This window comes from Streptomyces malaysiensis subsp. malaysiensis, assembly GCF_040653035.1.
Lineage (GTDB): Bacteria > Actinomycetota > Actinomycetes > Streptomycetales > Streptomycetaceae > Streptomyces > Streptomyces malaysiensis.
In genome coordinates, this window is sequence record NZ_JBEZNG010000042.1 from 28,235 (window position 1) to 46,814 (window position 18,580).

At 72.9% G+C, this 18,580-nt stretch carries 7 protein-coding genes; 3 read left to right on the forward strand and 4 right to left on the reverse strand.

Annotation, left to right across the window (positions count from 1 at the left end; all coding sequences use genetic code 11):
- The first annotated feature begins 485 nt into the window (after window positions 1-485).
- The 3 genes from AB0E24_RS42415 (at window position 486) to AB0E24_RS42425 (ending at window position 3,826) form a co-directional block, all read left to right on the forward strand.
- Window positions 486-1,067 carry an RNA polymerase sigma factor gene (locus tag AB0E24_RS42415; RefSeq protein WP_359385120.1) on the forward strand — a complete coding sequence of 194 codons (582 nt, stop codon included), beginning with the start codon at window positions 486-488 and terminating at the stop codon, window positions 1,065-1,067.
- A complete protein-coding gene (locus AB0E24_RS42420) occupies window positions 1,064-2,053 on the forward strand; it encodes a hypothetical protein (RefSeq protein ID WP_359385122.1) in 990 nt (329 codons plus the stop codon). Before AB0E24_RS42415 ends, AB0E24_RS42420 begins: the two co-directional genes overlap by 4 nt.
- Window positions 2,054-3,379: 1,326 nt before the next feature.
- Window positions 3,380-3,826, forward strand: coding sequence for a DUF742 domain-containing protein (locus tag AB0E24_RS42425; RefSeq protein WP_435865388.1), 447 nt, complete (start codon window positions 3,380-3,382; stop codon window positions 3,824-3,826).
- A gap of 59 nt (window positions 3,827-3,885) precedes the next feature.
- On the opposite strand, the gene AB0E24_RS42430 is transcribed toward AB0E24_RS42425, so the two are convergent.
- The 4 genes from AB0E24_RS42430 to AB0E24_RS42445 all read right to left on the reverse strand — a co-directional run bounded on the left by AB0E24_RS42430 (window position 3,886) and on the right by AB0E24_RS42445 (window position 18,236).
- Window positions 3,886-4,101, reverse strand: a complete 216-nt coding sequence (locus AB0E24_RS42430; protein ID WP_069875238.1) for an MbtH family protein — start codon at window positions 4,099-4,101, stop codon at window positions 3,886-3,888.
- Window positions 4,102-4,174: 73 nt separating this feature from the next.
- Window positions 4,175-4,942, reverse strand: coding sequence for a hypothetical protein (locus tag AB0E24_RS42435; RefSeq protein ID WP_251774167.1), 768 nt, complete (start codon window positions 4,940-4,942; stop codon window positions 4,175-4,177).
- Window positions 4,939-6,816 (reverse strand): class I adenylate-forming enzyme family protein, encoded by a 1,878-nt coding sequence (locus AB0E24_RS42440; protein ID WP_359385126.1) that lies wholly within the window; start codon window positions 6,814-6,816, stop codon window positions 4,939-4,941. The genes AB0E24_RS42435 and AB0E24_RS42440 overlap by 4 nt, the downstream gene beginning before the upstream one ends.
- Window positions 6,813-18,236, reverse strand: a complete 11,424-nt coding sequence (locus tag AB0E24_RS42445) for a non-ribosomal peptide synthetase (RefSeq protein WP_359385128.1) — start codon at window positions 18,234-18,236, stop codon at window positions 6,813-6,815. The genes AB0E24_RS42440 and AB0E24_RS42445 overlap by 4 nt, the downstream gene beginning before the upstream one ends.
- Window positions 18,237-18,580 lie beyond the last annotated feature (344 nt).

Genomic DNA, 18,580 nt, shown 5'->3' on the forward strand with positions numbered 1-18,580 from the left:
CCTGGAGCTGTACCGCACCCTCAGCGACCCCCTCGGCGAAGCACACGCCCTTGGGCGCCACAGCGGCGGCAATTCCTTGTTGCGCTGCACGGTGGCACGAGAGACGTCACCTCCGACAGGGGGATACATGGCTGTGACGGGCCGCGCCCGCTCCGACCTGCGCGATGTCACACTTTCCATTCTCCTGACCACTGTTGAGGCAGACGCACCCTCCATCAGGAGAGGTTGACGGGGCGTGAAAGGGGAAATCGCAGTGGATCCGGTGTTGGTGGGAGCGGTCATGACCGTTCTCGTCAGCTTGGTCAGTGGTGTGGTAAAGCTCACTCACCGGTGGCTGGAGCAGCAGGTGGAGTTGGCGCGTATCGCCGAGGCGGGGCTGACCGAGCGTGTCCGTTCGGCTGTCTCCCGAGGGGCGATACAGGAGTCCGCACAGGGGCACGAGGTGTGGGCTGTCGTGTCGTCTGCTCGGGGTGGGGGTGGCTGTGATGGAGGATGCCGTCAGCGCTGAGCTGGGTTTGGCTGAACCGCTGGAGACGGTTGCGGTTTCTCTGCCCGGTCGGGAGCTCGCGGAGGGGCTGCACCAGGACCAGTTTCCGGCCCTGGTGCGCTTCCTGCTGCTGCAGGGGGCCTCATGGGCGGAGGCACAGGATGCCGCTCAGGACGCCTTCACCCAGATGTGCACTCCCGGCCTGTCGATCGCCTACCCGAAGGCATGGCTGCGCACAGTGGCGACGCGATCGTGGCTGCGTCAGCAGGTCAAACCTGAGGATGCGTGTGCGGATCCGCCGGAGCTGTCCGGGGTGTTGCATTGGGAAAGCCCTGCTCATGCAGCGGAAATGGGTGAGGAGGAGCGTCGGGTCATTACGTTACTGCTGCAGTTACCGGCTAAGCAGCGGACCGCCATGGCCTGGCACCTGGACGGATTCACCACCCAGGAGAGCGCCCGCGCGATGGGTACCACGCAGGCCGCAGTCCGCCAGAACCTGGCCAGGGCACGGGCCGCATTGAAAACAGGGCAAGCCCTCGAGGGCAGCAACAGCCACGCAGAGTCGAGGAGGGAGCGATGACCGAGGACTGGACCGGGCACGCGGTGAAGGAGAACATCCGCGACCCGCTCGATACGCTGCTGGGTTCGATGCACGAGCAGCTCGGCATCGCTGTACACGACCGGCTCATGGCACGCGGTGGCGTACCAGAGCTGCGCGACCCCGACTTGGCGCTGGACCGGTTGCTGGCCTCTGCCCACCGTGCAGCCGGGCACGCGGTCACCGCCCGGCTGACTCATGGATCGCGCGTGGAGCCCGCTGGGAAGGCTGGTGAGGCGGTTCCGCCCGTCGTGAGCGAGGCCTTGGCCAGCCGGCCAGCAGCGGTGCGCCTGAAGTACCGCCGCCATGCTTTGCGCCTCGCCCGCGAGTACTGGCCCCGGGATCTGGTGGAGGCTATGCAGACAGCGGTGTGCCTCCTGGAAGAGCTGAGCCGAGTGCTGGAGATGCCACAGCAGCCGGTGGTTCAGAGCCGTAAGGCAGTCGAGCAGCTCGATGCCCTGTTCGAGGAGGTCCTGTTGCTGCCAGCGCCTCGGCGGCATCCGGCACCGCTGATCGCAGCGGATTATGTTGCGGCAGTCGAAATACGTCTGGCCGGTCCTGCCGAGCAGCTCTATCGCGACGTGGCGCGTGCCCGGCATGTACTGGAAGAGGAGTTTGAACCCCTCTTGGCGACTGACAATGATGCTGCCGCTGCATGCCTGCCGGGGGCGGAAGTCGCCGCCGAAGACCTTCACCATGACGTCGAGCACGCCAGCCTGCGGGCGGCCGCTCTGTCCCGGGCCGTTGCCGAGGTAGAAAGGATCAGCAGTGACTTTATCGGGGCCGATCTGCACGACGCCAACTTGGACGAAGTTCTGCTGGAAGGGATCCGCTGGGATGCCTCTACCGTCTGGCCCGACGGATGGGAAGCACTGATCCGGCAGGTCTCGGTGCCGGTCGGTGAAGGCTCTGGAGTCCTGGTTGTCGCAGCAGAACCGGACGACAGCGCCGTCTCCGCTGAGGTGTGAGCCGCCCCGTCCCCGTCCCGGTGTGCCCCGGCCGCCCCGCAGAAGTACATCCGTGCCGACCACCGCTTCGTCCCTGTGAGGGGATCGGGGCGCGCCCAGCGCGGCGCCCCTGTGGAAGGAAGTCAACGCGGGCTGTGTCTTTGCGGGGTGGGGCGGTCCGACAGCCGCGGTGCCCCTGCGAACAGTTCGCGGACGACGGGCGACAGTCGGCACCCTTCAGCAGCTTTCCCTGCGGCCATGCGCGTCAGCCCGACCAGCACGATGTCGTCCAGGCTGATAAGCGTGCTGCCATGCTTCAAGTGGTTCTACGAGGCTGCGGCGTCGTTCGCTCTCGCCTATGAAGACGACGGGATGCTGCGGCTCCTAACCCTCCTGGACGTTTTCGCCGCCTCGTTGCTCTAACCGTTCGACAGCAAGGGACATGGGCGGAGAGGCACGGAGTTGAACGGGATGTGGCTATCGCTGGCCATCGCGTTGGCCGGCGCAATGGGGACCATGACCGCGGCGCTGGCGTACATGGTCCGCGAGCGGGCTCGTCTTCGGACGATGACGGAGTCGGCACGCGCCTTGCCGCACGGGGGAACGGTTCGCTACCGGTCGGTGGACCGGCGCATGAAGGCCACGGCAGAGTGGGAGTTGGCTGTCCCCCGCCCTGATGCCGACCCCTCGCGCGGTGGGACAGCCACGAGGGAGGACCATGGTGAGTCCGGCCGGTGACGAGTGGGAAGCGCTGTACCGCAGGTACGGACGGACTGTGCTGCACGCCGCGACACTCGCCGCCGGCGGATCAGCATATGACGGGTGGGACGGCGTGCAGCACGCGTTCTCCCAGGCGTGGCTCTACCTGACCGAGCCGTCCCGACCACCGGTCCACAACTGGGTCGGCTGGCTGCGTAAATCGGCCGTCCGCTACGTGGTCCAAGCGGCCAAGTCCGAGGCACGCGCCCTTCCCCTGCTCGACCGTGATCAACAACAGGACGGTCCGTTACTGGAGAACTGGGTTGCCGTGAAAGCTGATCATGGATGTCGAGGACGGGACCGTACGCAGCCTGATCAGCCAGGCACGCCAAGCTCCGCCCCCGCGCCGCGGAGAGGAGACCGGCGATGAGCAGTGACCAGAACTCCCCAGAACCCGAGATCTCGGCGTTGCGTGACCTCTTCGCCGATGCCGAGGACGCGATCGCGCAAGCCGTTGACCCGCTCTTCGACGAAGAGGCCGGGATGCGGCAGATCCGCCACCACATCACCGCACAGCACCGCGCCGCCGACTCCACCGACTCCACACCGCACCCCCTCCTCCGTGCAGGGGGCCAGCGACAGGCTCCGATGCCTCATCCAGACCTCCGGACCGGGAGCGGCACCCCTCGCGCCACCGCCCCGGGCACCCAGCACACGCGGGGAAACCTCGCCCGCGCTGCCGCGGCGCCAGAGGACGTACAGCCGCTGGCGCGGCCGTACGCCATGAGCGGGAGCAGTACCCGACCGCGCTACCAACTCGCCATCGAGGCGCTGGTCAGCACGACCATCGCCCCGAGCGCTCTCCAAGGATTGCTCCCTGAGCATCAGCGCATCTGTGCTCTGTGCCGCGAGATCAAGTCGGTGGCCGAGGTTTCCGCACTCCTGCGGATGCCACTCGGTGTGGCCCGGCTCCTGGTGGCCGACCTGGCAGAAGCAGGCATGGTCATCGTCCACGACCCGAGTGCCATGAGGCCCGGTACGCAGCCAGACACGGCGCTCCTGGAAAGGGTCCTCAACGGACTTCGGAAACTCTGACGTACCGGCCTGTATACGCAACGGACGCCTGCGACTGACGGGTCGGCGGCCGGTTCGGCTCAGCCGGTGGCCGGATCCGCGTGGCGGGCCGTACCGCCCGGGGCGAGGTCCGTCCAGGTGCGCTCGATGTGGTCCAGGCACACGTCCCGGGGTGCGGCCGGGTGCGCCTCGTGCCATCCGTCGGGCACCGGGGCGAAGGCGGGCCACAGGGCGTGCTGGTTCTGGTCGTTGACCACGACGAGGAAGGTGCCGTCCGGGTCGTCGAAGGGGTTCACGTCTTCCTGCCGATCTCTGCGCGGTCGGGGCGGAGAAGCCGGTCCGGCGGCCGTGGGGCTTGGCCTGTATGGCTCAGCGTGGCGGGTTCGTCTCCGGTGTGCCGGTGTCGGCGCAGGTGGCGGCGGGGCTCCTGTCCTTGGCGAGGAAGATGGTCTGCGCCATCATCCGGTAGCCCGACATCCCCTCCCGCAGGGTCTCGATGGACTCCTCCGGGTGCACCGAGTCGATGACCGCGTGCGGACCGACCGCGTTGAACTGGTGCGAGACTCCGCGGGGTATCTGCATGTCCACCCAGGAGTTGGGCGGCACGATCACGTTGTGCCGCTCGCGGCGCGCCCCGTCGGGCGTGCCGGGCAGGTGGTCGGCGAAGGACGCCAGCGGTGCGAAGGGTCCCGTCGCAGGGCGGATGGTGATCGGCGACAGGCTGGAGACGCGGATGGTGGTGTCCGGGCCGGTCATCATCCGCACGAACCGCAGCCCGGTGTGCAGGTGCATGCGCGAACAGATATCTCGCGCGGCGGTGTCGTAGAAGTCCATGAGGTAGCGGTCGGCGAAGAAGCCCGGGAAGGGCGGCTCCAGCATGAAGACGTCGCCCTCCTCGAAGACCTGCGCCCGCTTCGGCTCACCGGGCGGTGCGGGACGCTCCCCCTCCTCCCGGTGGGCCGCCCGGACCAGGCCGGCCAGAGCGTCGACAACGGTCAGGGCGGTCTTGGGGGGCAGTTGCACCACCGGGGTGAGCCGGTTGCGGTCGGGGTCCCGGTGGCCCCGGACGTCGAGGACCTCGTCCTCGTGGTCGGGCGACCGCTTCATCCGGCCGGTGGTCTCGGTGGGCTGCGTCATCCTGTGGCTCCCGTGTGCTTGTTCGGACCGGAACCGGGGTGGCGCGCCCAGAGCACACCGCCCGCGTCATGTCGCCCGGCGCGGAGCATCGAGAAGCCGGTCAGGGCCGTTCCGCCGTTCCGCTGCCGGGACAGCCACTCCCAGCGGTCCGTCCCCCCGCTGCCGGGGACGTCGAGGAAGGACAGCAGCGGGCCCAGCGGCCGGGCGGGGCCGCCCGGCGCCGGCCCGTGCGGGAGGAGGACCAGTGCGCCGCCGTCGAGGCGGGTCTCGACGCCCCACGGCACCGGCCCCTCCTCGACGCCGTGCCGGGCGGCCAGCTCCGCGGCCAGTTCCCCGTGCACCGAGAGCGGCCACGCGGCGAGCAGTTGCCCGCGCCACCACGCCTTGGCGCGGGCGAGTTCCGCGTCGTGGGGGGCGTGCCAGTGCCCGCGCAGGAAGTCGTAGGCGGCCAGGACGGTGTCGTCCCCGGTCCCGGTGTGCCGGGCGGCGGTGTGTTCGGCGAGGGAGTGCAGGGCCGGGTCGTCGGTCCCGGAGTCCAGGAGGTGGCGTGCGGTGGCCGCGGCGTGGCGCAGCAGCCGGTCGTAGCGTGCGGGCGCCAGGCGGCGGGCGGCCAGCGGCCGGCTCATCGCCCGGCGTCGCGGCTTTCCGGTGGCGGTCGCCCGGTACCCGCCGAACTGGACGACCGCGGGCCGCAGCGGCGATCGCTCGTACAGGGCGCGGACCTCGGGCACCGGCTGTTCCGTCGCGACGAGGGCGATGTCGTCGCCGAGCGTGGGCTCCTCCACCGCGACCGCCGTGAACCGGCCGGTGAGGCCCGCCCGGCGCCAGCCGTGCTCGATGTCGAGGGGGTGGTGCTTCTCCCCGCCCCGGTTGATGCGCTCGCCCGCGCGGCCCCGCAGAACGAGGAGCCCGTCCCGGAGCTCGCCCAGGTCGCCGGTGCGCAGCCAGCCGTCGTCGGTGACGGTGGCGGCGGTGGCGCGCGGGTCCTGCCAGTAGCCGGTCATCAGATCGGGTGTTGTGATCCAGACCTCGCCGGATTCCAGGTGGAGTTCGGTACCGGGCAGGGGGACGCCCACCGGGGGTGTGCGTTCCAGGTAGTGGGTGCGGAAGTCGGCGTCGTCGAGCAGCGGCATGGTGAAGCTGAAGTTGACCGCCTCCGTCAGGCCGTAGCCCTGGCGCAGTCTCGGGCCGTAGCGGGCGTGGAAGCGGCGGGCCAGGTCGGCGGTGAGCGGGGCCGCGGCGGTGATCAGGTATTCCAGGCCGTCGGGCCAGGCGGGAGCGGCCTCGACCAGGTCAGCGAGGAGGGCCGGGACGATGGAGGCCGTCCTGGCGCCGGAGGCGTCCAGCGCGGCGAAGTAGCCGGCCGGGTCGAAGGCGGGGTGCAGCGTGAGCGGCGTGCCGGTGAGGTGGGTGCCCAGCAGTGACATGACCAGGGCGTTGCAGTGGTGCAGCGGCAGGCAGGTGCCGTGCGGGCGGTCCGGGGTGAGTCCGTGCAGGACCGCTGTGCGGTGTGCGTTGCCGAGAACCGCACGGCGGCTGAGCACGACCCCTTTGGGCGCACCGGTGGAGCCGGAGGTGAACATGATGAGCGCGAGGGCTTCGGGTGCCGGGTGAGTATCGGGCAGTGCGGTGCGGCGGGCCCCGTGGACGTCCACGACGGCCGCGGCGGCGACCCGGGCGGCGCCGGCGGCGAGGTCCGCGTCCCCGGCCCGCGGGTGCAGCGGGACGGCGACGAGTTCCCGGTCGAAGCAGCCGAGGAGGGTATCCGCGAGGCGGCGGCCGCCCGGCAGCCTGATCACCACCCGTGCTCCTGCGGGCAGTTCGTCGAGTGCGGCGCTGTCCGCCTCGTACGTCGCGTCCTCGGTGGCGGTCAACGGGTCCTCCCGAGGGCTTCGGTGAGCTGGACGCCGACGGCGTCCACATGCGGGGGCCGCATCATGTGGTGGTGCGGTGCGTCGACGTGTCCGACGGTCAGCTCGCCGCCGGCGTACGGCCGCCACAGCTCGTGCGCGGGCACCGTGCGCCCCGGCTCGCCGGCGGCCTCGATGTAGGTGGTGGCGCCCGCGTAGCGTGGGGGGCGGTAGGCGCTCAGCAGGGCGTCGTTGTGCCGGGAGACGGCGACGACGCGGGCGATGTCGTCCTGGGTGAGGCGGGCGAAGAGGCTGCCGTCGCGGCGCAGCAGTGACGAGGCGGTGGCGACGTCGAGGGTCTGCGGGGCGAGGCGGTCGTCGTCGCATCCGGCGGCCGTCAGCAGCATCCGGTGCACCTGGTGCTCGTCGATGGGCTCGGCGGGCCCGGCCCCGGTGGCGACGACGGCGTCGACCAGGAACAGCGTCCCTTCGGGCTCGCCGAGTTCCCGCAGCCGGACGGCCATGGCGTGGGCCACCAGTCCGCCGAAGGACCAGCCGACCAGGTGGTACGGGCCGGACGGGCGGACCGTGCGCAGCAGCCGCAGGTAGCGCTCGGCCATCTCCTCGATCGTGCCGGGCAGGTCCGCCACTCCCCCGGCGCCCTCGGCCTGGATGCCGTGGACCGGGTGGCGGCGGCCGATGTGCCGCAGCAGGCCGGCGTAACTCCAGCTCATGCCGGTCAGCGGGTGGACGCAGAACACCGGAGCGGCCTCTCCGGTGGCCCGGAAGGGTACGAGGTGGGCGGGGGTGGAGGCGGTCGGCGGTCCGTCGAGCAATCGGCTCAGGGCGGCCGGGGTGGGGGCCTCGAAGATGTTCCGGAGGGTGGGGGTGAGGCCGAGGACGGCGTGTACCCGCTCGGTCAGCCGGGCGGCGAGCAGCGAGTGGCCGCCCAGTTCGAAGAAGTTGTCCTCGGGGCCGGCCCTCGGTACGCCGAGGACCTCGGCGAACTGGCGGCACATCAGGTCCTCACGGAGGTCGCGCGGCGGCTCGGCGCCGGTGGCGGCCGCCCAGTCGGGCTCGGGCAGCCGGTCGCGCAGCAGTTTTCCGTTGACGCCGAGGGGCAGCCGGTCCAGGGCGAGCAGCCGGGCGGGCAGCATGGAATCCGGCAGGTGCCGGGTCAGGTGCGCCCCGACGGCGTCCAGATCCGCGTCGTGGGGGGTGACGTAGCCGACGAGCCGGCGGTCGTCGGCGCCGCGGTCGTGCACGGCCACCGCGGCGGCCGTGACCTCCGGGTGCCCGCCGAGCACGGCTTCGACCTCGCCGAGTTCGACCCGGTGCCCGCGGATCTTCACCTGGTCGTCGGTCCGGCCGTGGAAGCGGAGCACCCCGTCGCGGCTCCACGACGTGAGGTCGCCGGTGCGGTACATCCGATGGCCGGCCGGTCCGAAGGGGTCCGGCAGGAAGCGGGCGGCCGTCAGTGCGGGGCGGCCGAGGTAGCCGGTCGCCAGGCCCGCGCCGGCCAGGTACAGCTCGCCTGTCGTGCCCGGGGGGACGGGGCGCAGCCGGTCGTCGAGGACGTAGGCGCGGGTGTTGCGCAGCGGCCGGCCGAGCGGCACGGTGCCGTCGGCCCGCGCGCCGGCCGGGTGGGCGGTGGACCAGACGGTGGTCTCGGTCGGGCCGTAGCAGGCGAGCAGCGACGCGGTGGCGGCGGCCAGTTCCCCGGCGAGTTCCGCGGGGACCGTCTCGCCGCCGACGACGGCGCGTACCTGGCGCAGTTGCCGTGGTCGTCGGGGAAGGAGCGTCCGCCAGAGCGAGGGGGTCGCCTGCATCACGGTGACGCGGTGCCGGTCGAGCAGCGCGCCCAGGCGTTCGGGGTCGCGCAGCGCGTCCTGGTCGGCGAGGACCATGGCGCCGCCGGTGATCAGCGGCAGGTACAGCTCGGGTTTGCACATGTCGAAGCCGACGGGTGCGCAGGCCAGCATCCGGTCGTCGGGGCCGACCGCGAGCCGCTCGCGCAGGGCGAGCAGCAGGTTCACCAGCGCGGCCCGTGGCACGACGACGCCCTTGGGCCGGCCGGTGGAGCCCGAGGTGTAGGTGACGTACGCGGTGTCCGGTGGCACCGGCAGCGGGTCGGCCGCCCCGGTGGTGACAACGGGTCCGGTGGCGGGTCCGGCAGCGTCGCGCACCACGAGGAGGGGCCGGGCGTCGGCCAGGAGCGCCGTGACGCGCTCGGCCGGGAGGGTGGGGTCGACGGGCAGGTAGGCGGCGCCGGTCGCCTGGACGGCGAGGAGGGTGGCGGGCAGGTCGGGGCTTCGGCGCACTACCACGGCGACCAGGGCGCCGGGGCCCGCGCCGTGCGCGCGGAGTTTCCCGGCGAGGTGTTCGGTCCGCCGGAACAGGTCCCGGTGGCTGAGCACGGTGGCGCCGTACAGGACGGCGGGTGCCTCGGGGGTGCGGTGCGCCTGGGCCGCGGCGAGCGCCGCCACGGTGGTGCCAGGGGTCTCACGGCCGGTGCCGCTCCCCTGCCGGATCAGCCGTTCGTGCTCGCCGTCGACGAGCACGGGCAGGTCGGCGACGGGGAGCTGGGGATCGGCCACGGCCGCGCGGAGCAGCCGCTCCAGGCGGGCGAGGATCAGGCGCGCGGACGCGGGGGTGAACAGTTCGGTGTCGTATTCCAGCAGCCCCTCGATTCCGGCCTCACCGCCGTGGTCCGTGGCGGTCTGCCGCATGCTCCACAGCAGGTCCATCCGGGAGGCGCCGCCGTGCACGGCGACCGGTTCCGTCCGCAGGCCCGGCAGGTCGAACTCGGCCGCCGGGGTGTCCTGGAAGGCCAGCATCACCTGGAAGAGGGGGTGGGCGGCGAGGGAGCGCGGCGGATTGACGGCCTCGACCACCCGCTCGAAGGGGACCTCCTGGTGCGCGAAGGCGTCGAGGTCGGTGGCGCGTACCCGCTGGAGGAGTTCGGCGAACGTCGGCGCGCCGCTCACGTCGGTGCGCAGCACCACGGTGTTGACGAAGCAGCCCACGGTGTCGTGCAGCGCGGCATCGTGCCGTCCTGCGACGGGTGTGCCGATGGGGATGTCATCGCCCGCCCCGAGCCGGTGCAGCAGTGCCGCGACCGCGGTGTGCACCACCATGAACAGGCTGGTCCGGGTGGTCGCGGCGAGCCGGTTCAGGCCGGCGTGCAGCGCGGCGTCAAGGGTGAAGGGGACGGTCTCCCCGCGGTGTGCGGAGACCGGCGGGCGCGGGTGGTCCAGCGGCAGCCGCAGCACTTCCGGGACGCCGTGCAGGATCCGCGTCCAGTGGTCGACGCCGGTGTCCGGGTCACGGTCGAGCAGGCGGAGGGTGTGGTCCGCGTAACTCACGGGTGTACTCGTCCACCGCGGGGCGTCGCCCGCGGCGCGGGCCCGGTAGGCGATGGACAGGTCACGGGCCAGCGGACCGAGCGACCAGCCGTCGGCGGCGATGTGGTGCAGCAGGAGCAGGAGCACGTGGCGCTCGGGGGCCGTCTCGTGGAGCACGGCGCGGACCGGGAGTTCGGTCTCCAGGTCGAACACGTGCGCGGACTCGGCGGCGAGCAGTCCGGGCAGTTCCGCTTCCGAGGTGTCCACCGTCTCGAACGCCAGGCCGTCGGCGTCGCGGATCCGCTGGTACGGCTCGCCGTGGTGGTCCACCACGGTGGTGCGCAGGCTCTCGTGCCGGTCCAGCAGGTCGCCGAGGGCCGCCCGCAGGGGTTCCACCCGCAGTGGCCCGGTGAACCGGACGGCGAAGGACATGTTGTACACGGAGTTGGGGCCGGCGAACCGGTCGAAGAACCACAGCCGCCGCTGCGCGGGCGAGAGCGGTACGCGCTGCGGTCGCGGGGTGGCGGCCGCCCGAACGGGAGCCACGGCGGCGCCCTCCGGGAGGTGGCGTGCCAGGTCGGCGACGACCGGGGCGTCGAACAGGGTGCGGATACTCAGTTCGCGGCCGGTCTCCGCGCGCAGCCGGTTGATCAGCCGGGTGGCGAGCAGCGAGTGCCCGCCGAGGTCGAAGAAGTTGTCCTCGGCGCCGGCCTCGGCCAGTCCCAGGGTCTGGGCGAACAGGTCGCACAGCAGCCGTTCACGCGGGTTCCGCGGCCCGCGGCTCACCGGCAGTGCGGTCTGCGGGCGCGGCAGGGCGGCGCGGTCCAGCTTGCCGTTCCCGGTCAGCGGGATCTCGTCGACGGGGACGACGAAGGCGGGCACCATGTGCGCGGGCAGCACCGTGCGGGCGTGGGCACGCAGTTCGGCGGCCCACAGCGCCTGGGCCGGCCCGGTCCCGGCCGGTCGCCTGGCCGGGACGGCGTAGCACAGCAGGCGGCCGCCGTCGGTGCCGGTCTCGGTGATCACCACGGCCCGGTCCACGTCCGGGCGCTGTTCGAGGACGCGCTCGATCTCGCCGGGCTCGATCCGGTAACCGCGGATCTTCACCTGCTGGTCGATCCGGCCGAGGTACTCCAGCGTGCCGTCCGGCCGCTGCCGTGCGAGGTCCCCGGAGCGGTACATCCGGGTGCCGGGCGCGCCGGACGGGTCGGGCACGAACCGGCTCGCGGTGAGCGCCGGCCGGTCCAGATAGCCGCGGGTCACACCGGGGCCGGACACGTGGATCTCCCCGGGGCAGCCCGGCGGCACCGGTCGCAGCGCGTGGTCCAGCAGCCTCAGGCGGAGGTCGGGCAGCGCGGTGCCGATGACGCTCGCGGTCTCGTCGGGGTCGGTCAGTTCGGTGTACGTCGTGTGGACGGTGGTCTCGGTGATCCCGTACATGTTGACCAGCACGGGCCGGCGCGGACCGTGCCAGGAGCGGACGCGGGACGGTTCCAGCGCCTCCCCGGCGCATACGATCATCCGCAGGTCGGGCAGGGCCTGCGTACCGGCCTCCGCCTCGGCCCGCAGGAACTGGTAGAAGGCCGAGGGGGTCTGGTTCAAGACGGTGACCCGCTCCCGGCGCAGCAGCGCCAGGAGGTCTCCGGGCGAGCGGGCCACGTCGTCCGGTACCACCACCAGCCGCCCGCCGCGGCCGAGAGCCGTCCACATCTCCCAGACGGAGACGTCGAAGGCGTAGGAGTGGAAGAGGGCGTGGACGTCGGCGCCGAACCGGAACCGCTCGTCGGTCACGGCCAGCAGCCGTACGACATTGCGGTGGCTGACCAGGACGCCCTTGGGCCGGCCGGTGGAACCGGAGGTGTAGATGACGTAGGCGACCGCCTCGGGGTCCACGGTCACGGCGGGCGGGTGCGCCGGGTGGGTGGCGGCCGCGTCGGGGCCGTCGAGGAGGATCTGCGGGTGCGGTACCGGCAGCGGGACGCCCGTCACGACGAGCACGGGGCGGGCTTCCGCGAGCACCCTCCGGACGCGCTCCTGCGGGTACGCCGGGTCCAGGGGCAGATAGCCCGCGCCCGACTTCAGCACTGCCAGGATCGCGACGACGAGGTCCGCCGAACGCTCCAGTACCAGGCCGACCAGGCGCTCCGGTCCCGCGCCGCGCTCGATCAGGAGGTGGGCGAGGCGGTTGGCGCGCGCGTCGAGTTCCGCGTAGGACAGGGTCGTGCCGCCGTGGGTGAGGGCCGGGGCCGCGGGCCGGCGGCGCACCTGCGCGGCGAACAGGGCGGTCAGGGTGGCCGGCCCGGTGTCCCGGCCGGGGGCGGGGGGTCCGGGGTCGGGGCGCTCGTCGGGCAGCAGCAGGTCGACGCGCCCCAGCGGTGCCGCCGGGTCGTCGGCCATCCGGTCGAGGACGGCGCGCAGGCGGTCGAGGAGCCGGGCGGCCGCGTCGCCGTCGAACAGGTCGGTGCTGTGGTCGAGTTGGAGCCGCAGTCGGTCGCCGGGCACGGCGATCAGGGTCAGCGGGTAGTGGGTGCCGTCGCGGCCCTGGACCTCCCGCAGCTTCAGGCCGGGTACCAGGGTGGCCAGTTCCTCGTCGTCGACCGGATAGTTCTCGAAGACGACGACGGTGTCGAAGAGTTCGGCGTGGCCGGTGACGGTCTGGATGGTCGTCAGGTCGGCGTGCTGGTGGTCGAGCATGGACAGTTGCTGGGCCCGCAGGTTAGCCAGGCAGTCGGCGACCGTCCGGTGGGGGTCGAGGCGGACGCGGACCGGGACGGTGTTGATCAACAAGCCGACGATCCGTTCCGCGCCGGGCAGTTCGGCCGGCCGGCCGGAGACCGTGGCGCCGAACACCACGTCGTCCCGTCCGGTCAGGGCGCCGAGCAGGACCGCCCAGGCCAGTCGCACCACGGTGCTGGTCGTCAGGCCGCCTTCCCGCGCCAGGGCCTCGACGCGGGCGGTGGACCCGGGGTCCAGCTCGGCACTCACACGGCCCCGTGCTCCGGTGGCGCCGCGCCGGCCGGGGCCGCCGACCAGGGTCGGGCCGTCCACGGACGCCAGCAGCGCGCGCCAGGCCGTTTCGTCCGCGCGGGCGTCCCTGGTGGCCAGCCAGTCGAGGAAGTCGCGGTACGGCGTTGCGGGTGGCAGTGGGCGGCCGGCGTAGAGCGAGAACAGTTCGTGGACGAGGATCGGCATGGACCAGCCGTCGACCAGGAGGTGGTGGGTGGTCAGGACGAAGGTGTGGCGGTCGGCGGACCTGCGCAGCAGCGCGGCGCGCATCAGTGGGGGGTCGGCGAGGTCGAAGCGGCGCCGGCGGTCGGCGGCGAGGAAGTCCTCCAGGTCCTCCGGTGCGGGCGCCTCGTGCCATTCCACGGCGGAGTCCGGCACCACCACCTGGACGGGCCGGCCCGACGCGCCGGACCGGACACCGGCGGAGAGCTGCGGGTGGCGGCGCAGCAGGCGGTGCAGCGCGTCCCGCAACGCGTCGGCGTCCAGTGTTCCGTCGAGGTCGAAGACGAACTGGACGAGGTAGGGGTCCACCCCGTCGTGGTCGTAGAGCGAGTGGAAGAGCAGGCCCTGGGCCAGCGGCGGCAGCGGCAGTTCACCGGTGGCGCGGGAGCGGGCCCGGCCGGCCAGCGCGCCCAGGACGTCGAACCACCGCTCGGCCAGGCCGGCGACGCGCGTCGCGTCGAGGAGGCCGCCGGGCCATGACCAGTGGGCGACCAGCTCGGGCCCGTCCGGGCGGTCGGTGATCACCGTGTCCAGCTCGACGGCGTGGCTCATGGCCGGCCCGGCCGCGGTCGTCAGGCCGTCATCCGAGTCGGTCCCGGCGGCCGTCACGTCGGCCAGCACCGGCCAGGGGCCTTCGCCGCCGACGCCGAAGCGGCCCAGGTAGTTGAAGGCGAACTGCGGCGTGGGGCGGGCGGCGAGAGCGGGAGCGCTCTGCGGGTTGAGATAGCGCAGCAGAGCGTGGGTCAGTCCCGCGCGGCCGGAATCACGGGTGCGGGAGCGCACGTGAGCGACCGCGCCGTCCAGGGCGATCGGGTCGGTCCGCGCCTCGGCCCAGGAGCAGCCGGGGTCGAGTACCACGGGATACAGGGTGGTGAACCAGCCGACCGTACGGGACAGGTCGAGGTTGTCCGCGAACTCCTCACGTCCGTGGCCCTCCAGGTCCACCAGGAGCGCGTCCGGGCCGCCCCGCCAGTCGGCGGCGGCCAGGGCGAACGCGGTGAGCAGCAGGTCCTGCACCGAGCAGTCGAAAGCCGCGGTCGCGTCGCTCAGCAGGCGCGCGGTGAGCGCGCCGGGCAGGGTGGCGGTGTGGCGGCGCCGGGTGTCCTCGGTGTCCGACGCGGGATCCAGGGGGCGCGCGGCGACCGGCGGTTCCACGGGCTCCGCCGGCTGGTGGGCGAACGCGCGGAGCACGGCCGGGTGATGGGCGTACCCCACCAGCGCCTTCGCCCACTGCGCGAAGGACGTCCCGGTCGGTTGCAGCGTCGGGGTCCGGCCGCGGCGTACCGCGTCCCAGGCGGTGTCGAGGTCGTCCCGGAGGATGCGCCAGGAGACGCCGTCGACCCCGAGGTGGTGCACCGTGAGGGTCAGCACGCCCGCCGCCCCGGGCCCGGGGGCGCACCAGCGCGCGTGCACCATCCGGCCGCGCTCCGGGTCGGTCGGCGGGCCCGGCCGGTTCAGCTCGACCGGCACCGCGGGCAGCACCTCCAGCGACCAGATCGGGCCCGTGACGGTCAGCGAGAGCCGCAGCATGGCGTGGTGGTCGACGAGAGCCTGCACCACCGCGCGGACCTGCTCCCCGGTGATGCCCACCGGGGTGCGCACGGTCAGGGACTGGACGAACCCGTGGAGTGTGCCGCCGCGTTCGCGCAGCCAGTACATGACGGGCGTCAGCGGCACCGCGGAGTCGTCCGCGTCCTCCAGCGCGATCCGGTGCGTCGGAGGCTTGGGCCTGTCGTCCGCGAGGACGGCGGCGAGTCCGGCGACGGTGGGGGTGCGGAAGACCTCCGGGGTGGTGATCGCCAGACCGGCGCGCTGCGCCGCCGCCGCGAGTTGGATCGCGCGGATGCTGTCCCCGCCGAGCCGGAAGAAGTCCTGGTCGAGGGGGACGTCCGGTACGCCGAGCAGCTCGCTCACCAGCCCGGCGAGCAGCTTCTGGGCGGGCGTGCGCGGGGCCGGGCCCCCTCCGGCGCTGCGAACAGCGACCGCGGACTCGAGCGCGGGCAGCGCGGCCCGGTCCAGCTTGCCGTTGCGGGTCAGGGGCAGCCGGTCCACGGCCACCACCGTGGCCGGCAGCATGTAAGCGGGCAGCCGGCCCCGCGCCCGCTCGAGCAGTGCCACCGTGTCGAGGCCGTCCGCCGCACCGCCGGACGGCCTCACGTAGGAGACGAGCCGTCGCCCTCCCGGGTGCTCCTGTGCGACGGTCGCGGCCTGCCGGACCCGCGGGTCGGCGCGTAGCACCGCGTCGATCTCGCCCGTCTCGATCCGGTGGCCGCGCAGCTTGACCTGTCCGTCGGCGCGACCGGCGAACTCCAGCCGGCCGTCCGCGCTCCACCGGGCCAGGTCGCCCGTGCGGTAGACGCGCGCCCCCGGCGGCCCCGACGGGGCGGGGACGAAGCGCTCCGCGGTCGCGCCCGCGCGCCCGACGTAGCCGCGTGCCACCCCCGCTCCCCCGAGATACAGCTCCCCCACGGACCCCGGCGGCACGGGCCGCAACGCGTCGTCGAGAAGCAGCACCCGCTTGCCGTCCAGCGGGCCGCCGATGGGGACGGACACGGCGTCAGCGGGCAGTTCCGGGACCGCGTACCGGGTGGCGAAGACGGTGGTCTCGGTGGGCCCGTAGCCGTTGACGACGGTGAGGTGCGGCAGTGCCTGGGACACCGCGCGGACGGCGTCCGGGGACACCGCCTCTCCTCCGGTCCACACCTGGCGCAGACCGGCCAGGCAGGCCGGGTCCTCGGCGGCGATGGCGTGGAAGAGCCCGGCGGTCAGCCACAGGCCGGTCACCCCGGTCTCCGCCACGATCCGGGCCAGTTCGGCCGGGCCGAGGTGTCCCGGCGCGGCGACGACCACCTCCCCGCCGGTCAGGAGCGGCACCCACAGCTCCAGGTTGAACGCGTCGAAGGCGTGCGGCGAGTGCAGCAGGACCTTTCCCGCGCCGCCCTCGGACCACCAGCGGTCGGCGGCGAGCGAGGCCAGGGCGCCCTGGCTGATGCCGACCCCTTTGGGCCGGCCGGTGGAACCGGAGGTGAACATCACGCAGGCGAGGGAGTCCGGTGACACCCCGGCCCCGGGCGGCGCGCCACCGGCGGCCGCGTCGGAGCCGGCACGCACGTCCAGCAGGCGCAGACCGCGGTCGCGGGCGTACCTCACGACGGCGTCGTCCCGGGTGTGCCGGTCGGTGACCAGCAGCCGCGTGTCCGCGTCGGACAGGATGGTCTGCTGCCGGGGCGGGGCGTCGTCCCGGTGCAGGGGCAGGTACGCCGCGCCCGCCCGCACCACAGCCACGGCGGCGACGACCAGGTCCACCGAACGCTCCAGCAGCAGGGCGACGGTGTGTTCCGGTCCCGCGCCGGCGGCGGCCAGCGCACCGGCCAACGCGGCGGTACGCCGGTCCAGTTCGCGGTAGGTCAGTCGCTCACCCGTTCCGGCGCAGCGCACCGCGAAGGCGTCCGGGGCACGGCGTACCCGGTCCGCGAACCGGTCGACGGCGGTTTCGGCGGGCGCGGCCGGGGTGGGCGCGCCCGTGCCCCAGGCGGCGAGACGGCGGCGCTCCCCCGTGGTGGTGGTCGCGATTCGTGCCAGGGGTGTGTCGCGTTCGGCCCGCGCCACCTGCCTCAGCACGTGCGGGAGGCGGTCGGCGACGCCTCGCAGGAGGTCCTCGCCGTGGTTGGCGGGGTTGGCGTCGAAGTCGAGGCGCAGTTCGCCGTCACCGCGGTCGTGCGCGAAGAAGGAGAGGTCCTCGGACGGCGGCGCCTGGAGGTTGCGGACGGTCGCGGTGAGCGAACCGAAGCGCAGCGGCCCATCGAACCGCTGGATGTTGAGGACCGGTCCGAAGAACCTGCGGCCGTCGTCGGGACAGTCCATCTCCCGGCGCAGGCGCTCGCCCCGGTAGCGCTGGTGCCGGCGTACCGCCCGCAGTTCTTCGGCCACTTCGTCGAGCAGGCGGCCGACGGACGCGGCCGGGTCGACGCGGAGCCGCAGCGGGAGGACGTTGGCCGTCATCGCCGGGACACTTCGGACGAGTTCGGCGGACCGGCCGGCGACCGGCAGGCTCAGGACGACGTCCCGGTCACCGGTCATCGCGTGCGACAGGATCGCGGTGGCCGCGGTGAACAGCCGGGTCCAGCGGTGTCCGAGCCGCCGCGCGCCGTCCCTCAGCTCGGTGAACTCCGCCACCGGCACGCCCCTGCTGGTGCGCAGTGACCGGTCCGACGCCGCCGCCGGCCCCGCTCCGAGCGTCGGGAAGTGCGACCGGCCCGCCAACCGCCCCCTCCACCGGTCGCCGTCCGCGTCGTGCTCGGCGGAACCGCGGTATGCCTTCTCGGCGTCGACCAGCGTCCGAAGCCCGCTCCAGCCGCTTGGCGGCACCTGGCTGCCCTCGGACAGGTGGCTGTAGACCTCGGCAACCCGTCCGGCGAACAGGGCCATGCCCGCCCCGTCGAGGGCGATGTGATGGACTCGGTGGAACAGCAGAGTACGGTCATCGCTCACGCGCAGCACCGCGCCGAGGAACAGCGGCCCCGCCTCGCAGCCTCCCGCCCCGGCCATGGCCGCCCGCATCCACTCCAGCGCCGCGGCATCCGGGTCGCGCGCCCTGCGCAGGTCGACCGTTTCGACGACGTGCTCGACGCCGGTGACCAGCCGCTGCACGGGGGCCTTTGAACCAGCCGCGGTGATCCGGACGTTCACCGCCTCGCAGTCGGCGGCCGTCCCGGCGACCGCCCTCGCCAGCAGGCCGACTGCGACCGGGCCGTCCAGCTCGAGATACTCCGCCCACTGGTACGCGCCCGGCTCGCCGAATCCTCCGCGTTCGGCGAGCCACACCCCCAGCTGCGCGTCGGTGAGCGGCAGGTCAGCACGGTTGCCGGGCATAGAAGTGAGCGTCCCCGTTCATCCTGTCGGTGGTATACCGACGACCGCCGTCCGATGTGTCCGTGCCGATCAGGAAACGATGCACACCATCGAAACACGGAAGGCAATAAACAAGTAAAGCAATGGTAATGTGAGAGATCTCACGATTAATCAGAGAACCACAAAGACGCAGGTGAAGAGAGTTACAGGAGACGTAGGAAGGAATTTCAGCCACACCCGCGGCCGCTTTACCTTCCCCGCCGGCAACTCGGCCAAAAAGTCACTCATCCGGCCGGTCCGCCCCTCCCGCGACAAGAGACACCCGGCTTGACTCCGCCGGGGATCTCGGTGTTTCACGGTGCGGC

Bases quoted from the DNA above. Each gene is read 5' to 3' on its own strand.
- AB0E24_RS42435 (WP_251774167.1), bottom strand. From the start codon at position 4,942: ATGACGCAGCCCACCGAGACCACCGGCCGGATGAAGCGGTCGCCCGAC.
- AB0E24_RS42425 (WP_435865388.1), top strand. From the start codon at position 3,380: ATGCCTCATCCAGACCTCCGGACCGGGAGCGGCACCCCTCGCGCCACC.
- AB0E24_RS42420 (WP_359385122.1), top strand. From the start codon at position 1,064: ATGACCGAGGACTGGACCGGGCACGCGGTGAAGGAGAACATCCGCGAC.
- AB0E24_RS42415 (WP_359385120.1), top strand. From the start codon at position 486: ATGGAGGATGCCGTCAGCGCTGAGCTGGGTTTGGCTGAACCGCTGGAG.
- AB0E24_RS42445 (WP_359385128.1), bottom strand. From the start codon at position 18,236: ATGCCCGGCAACCGTGCTGACCTGCCGCTCACCGACGCGCAGCTGGGG.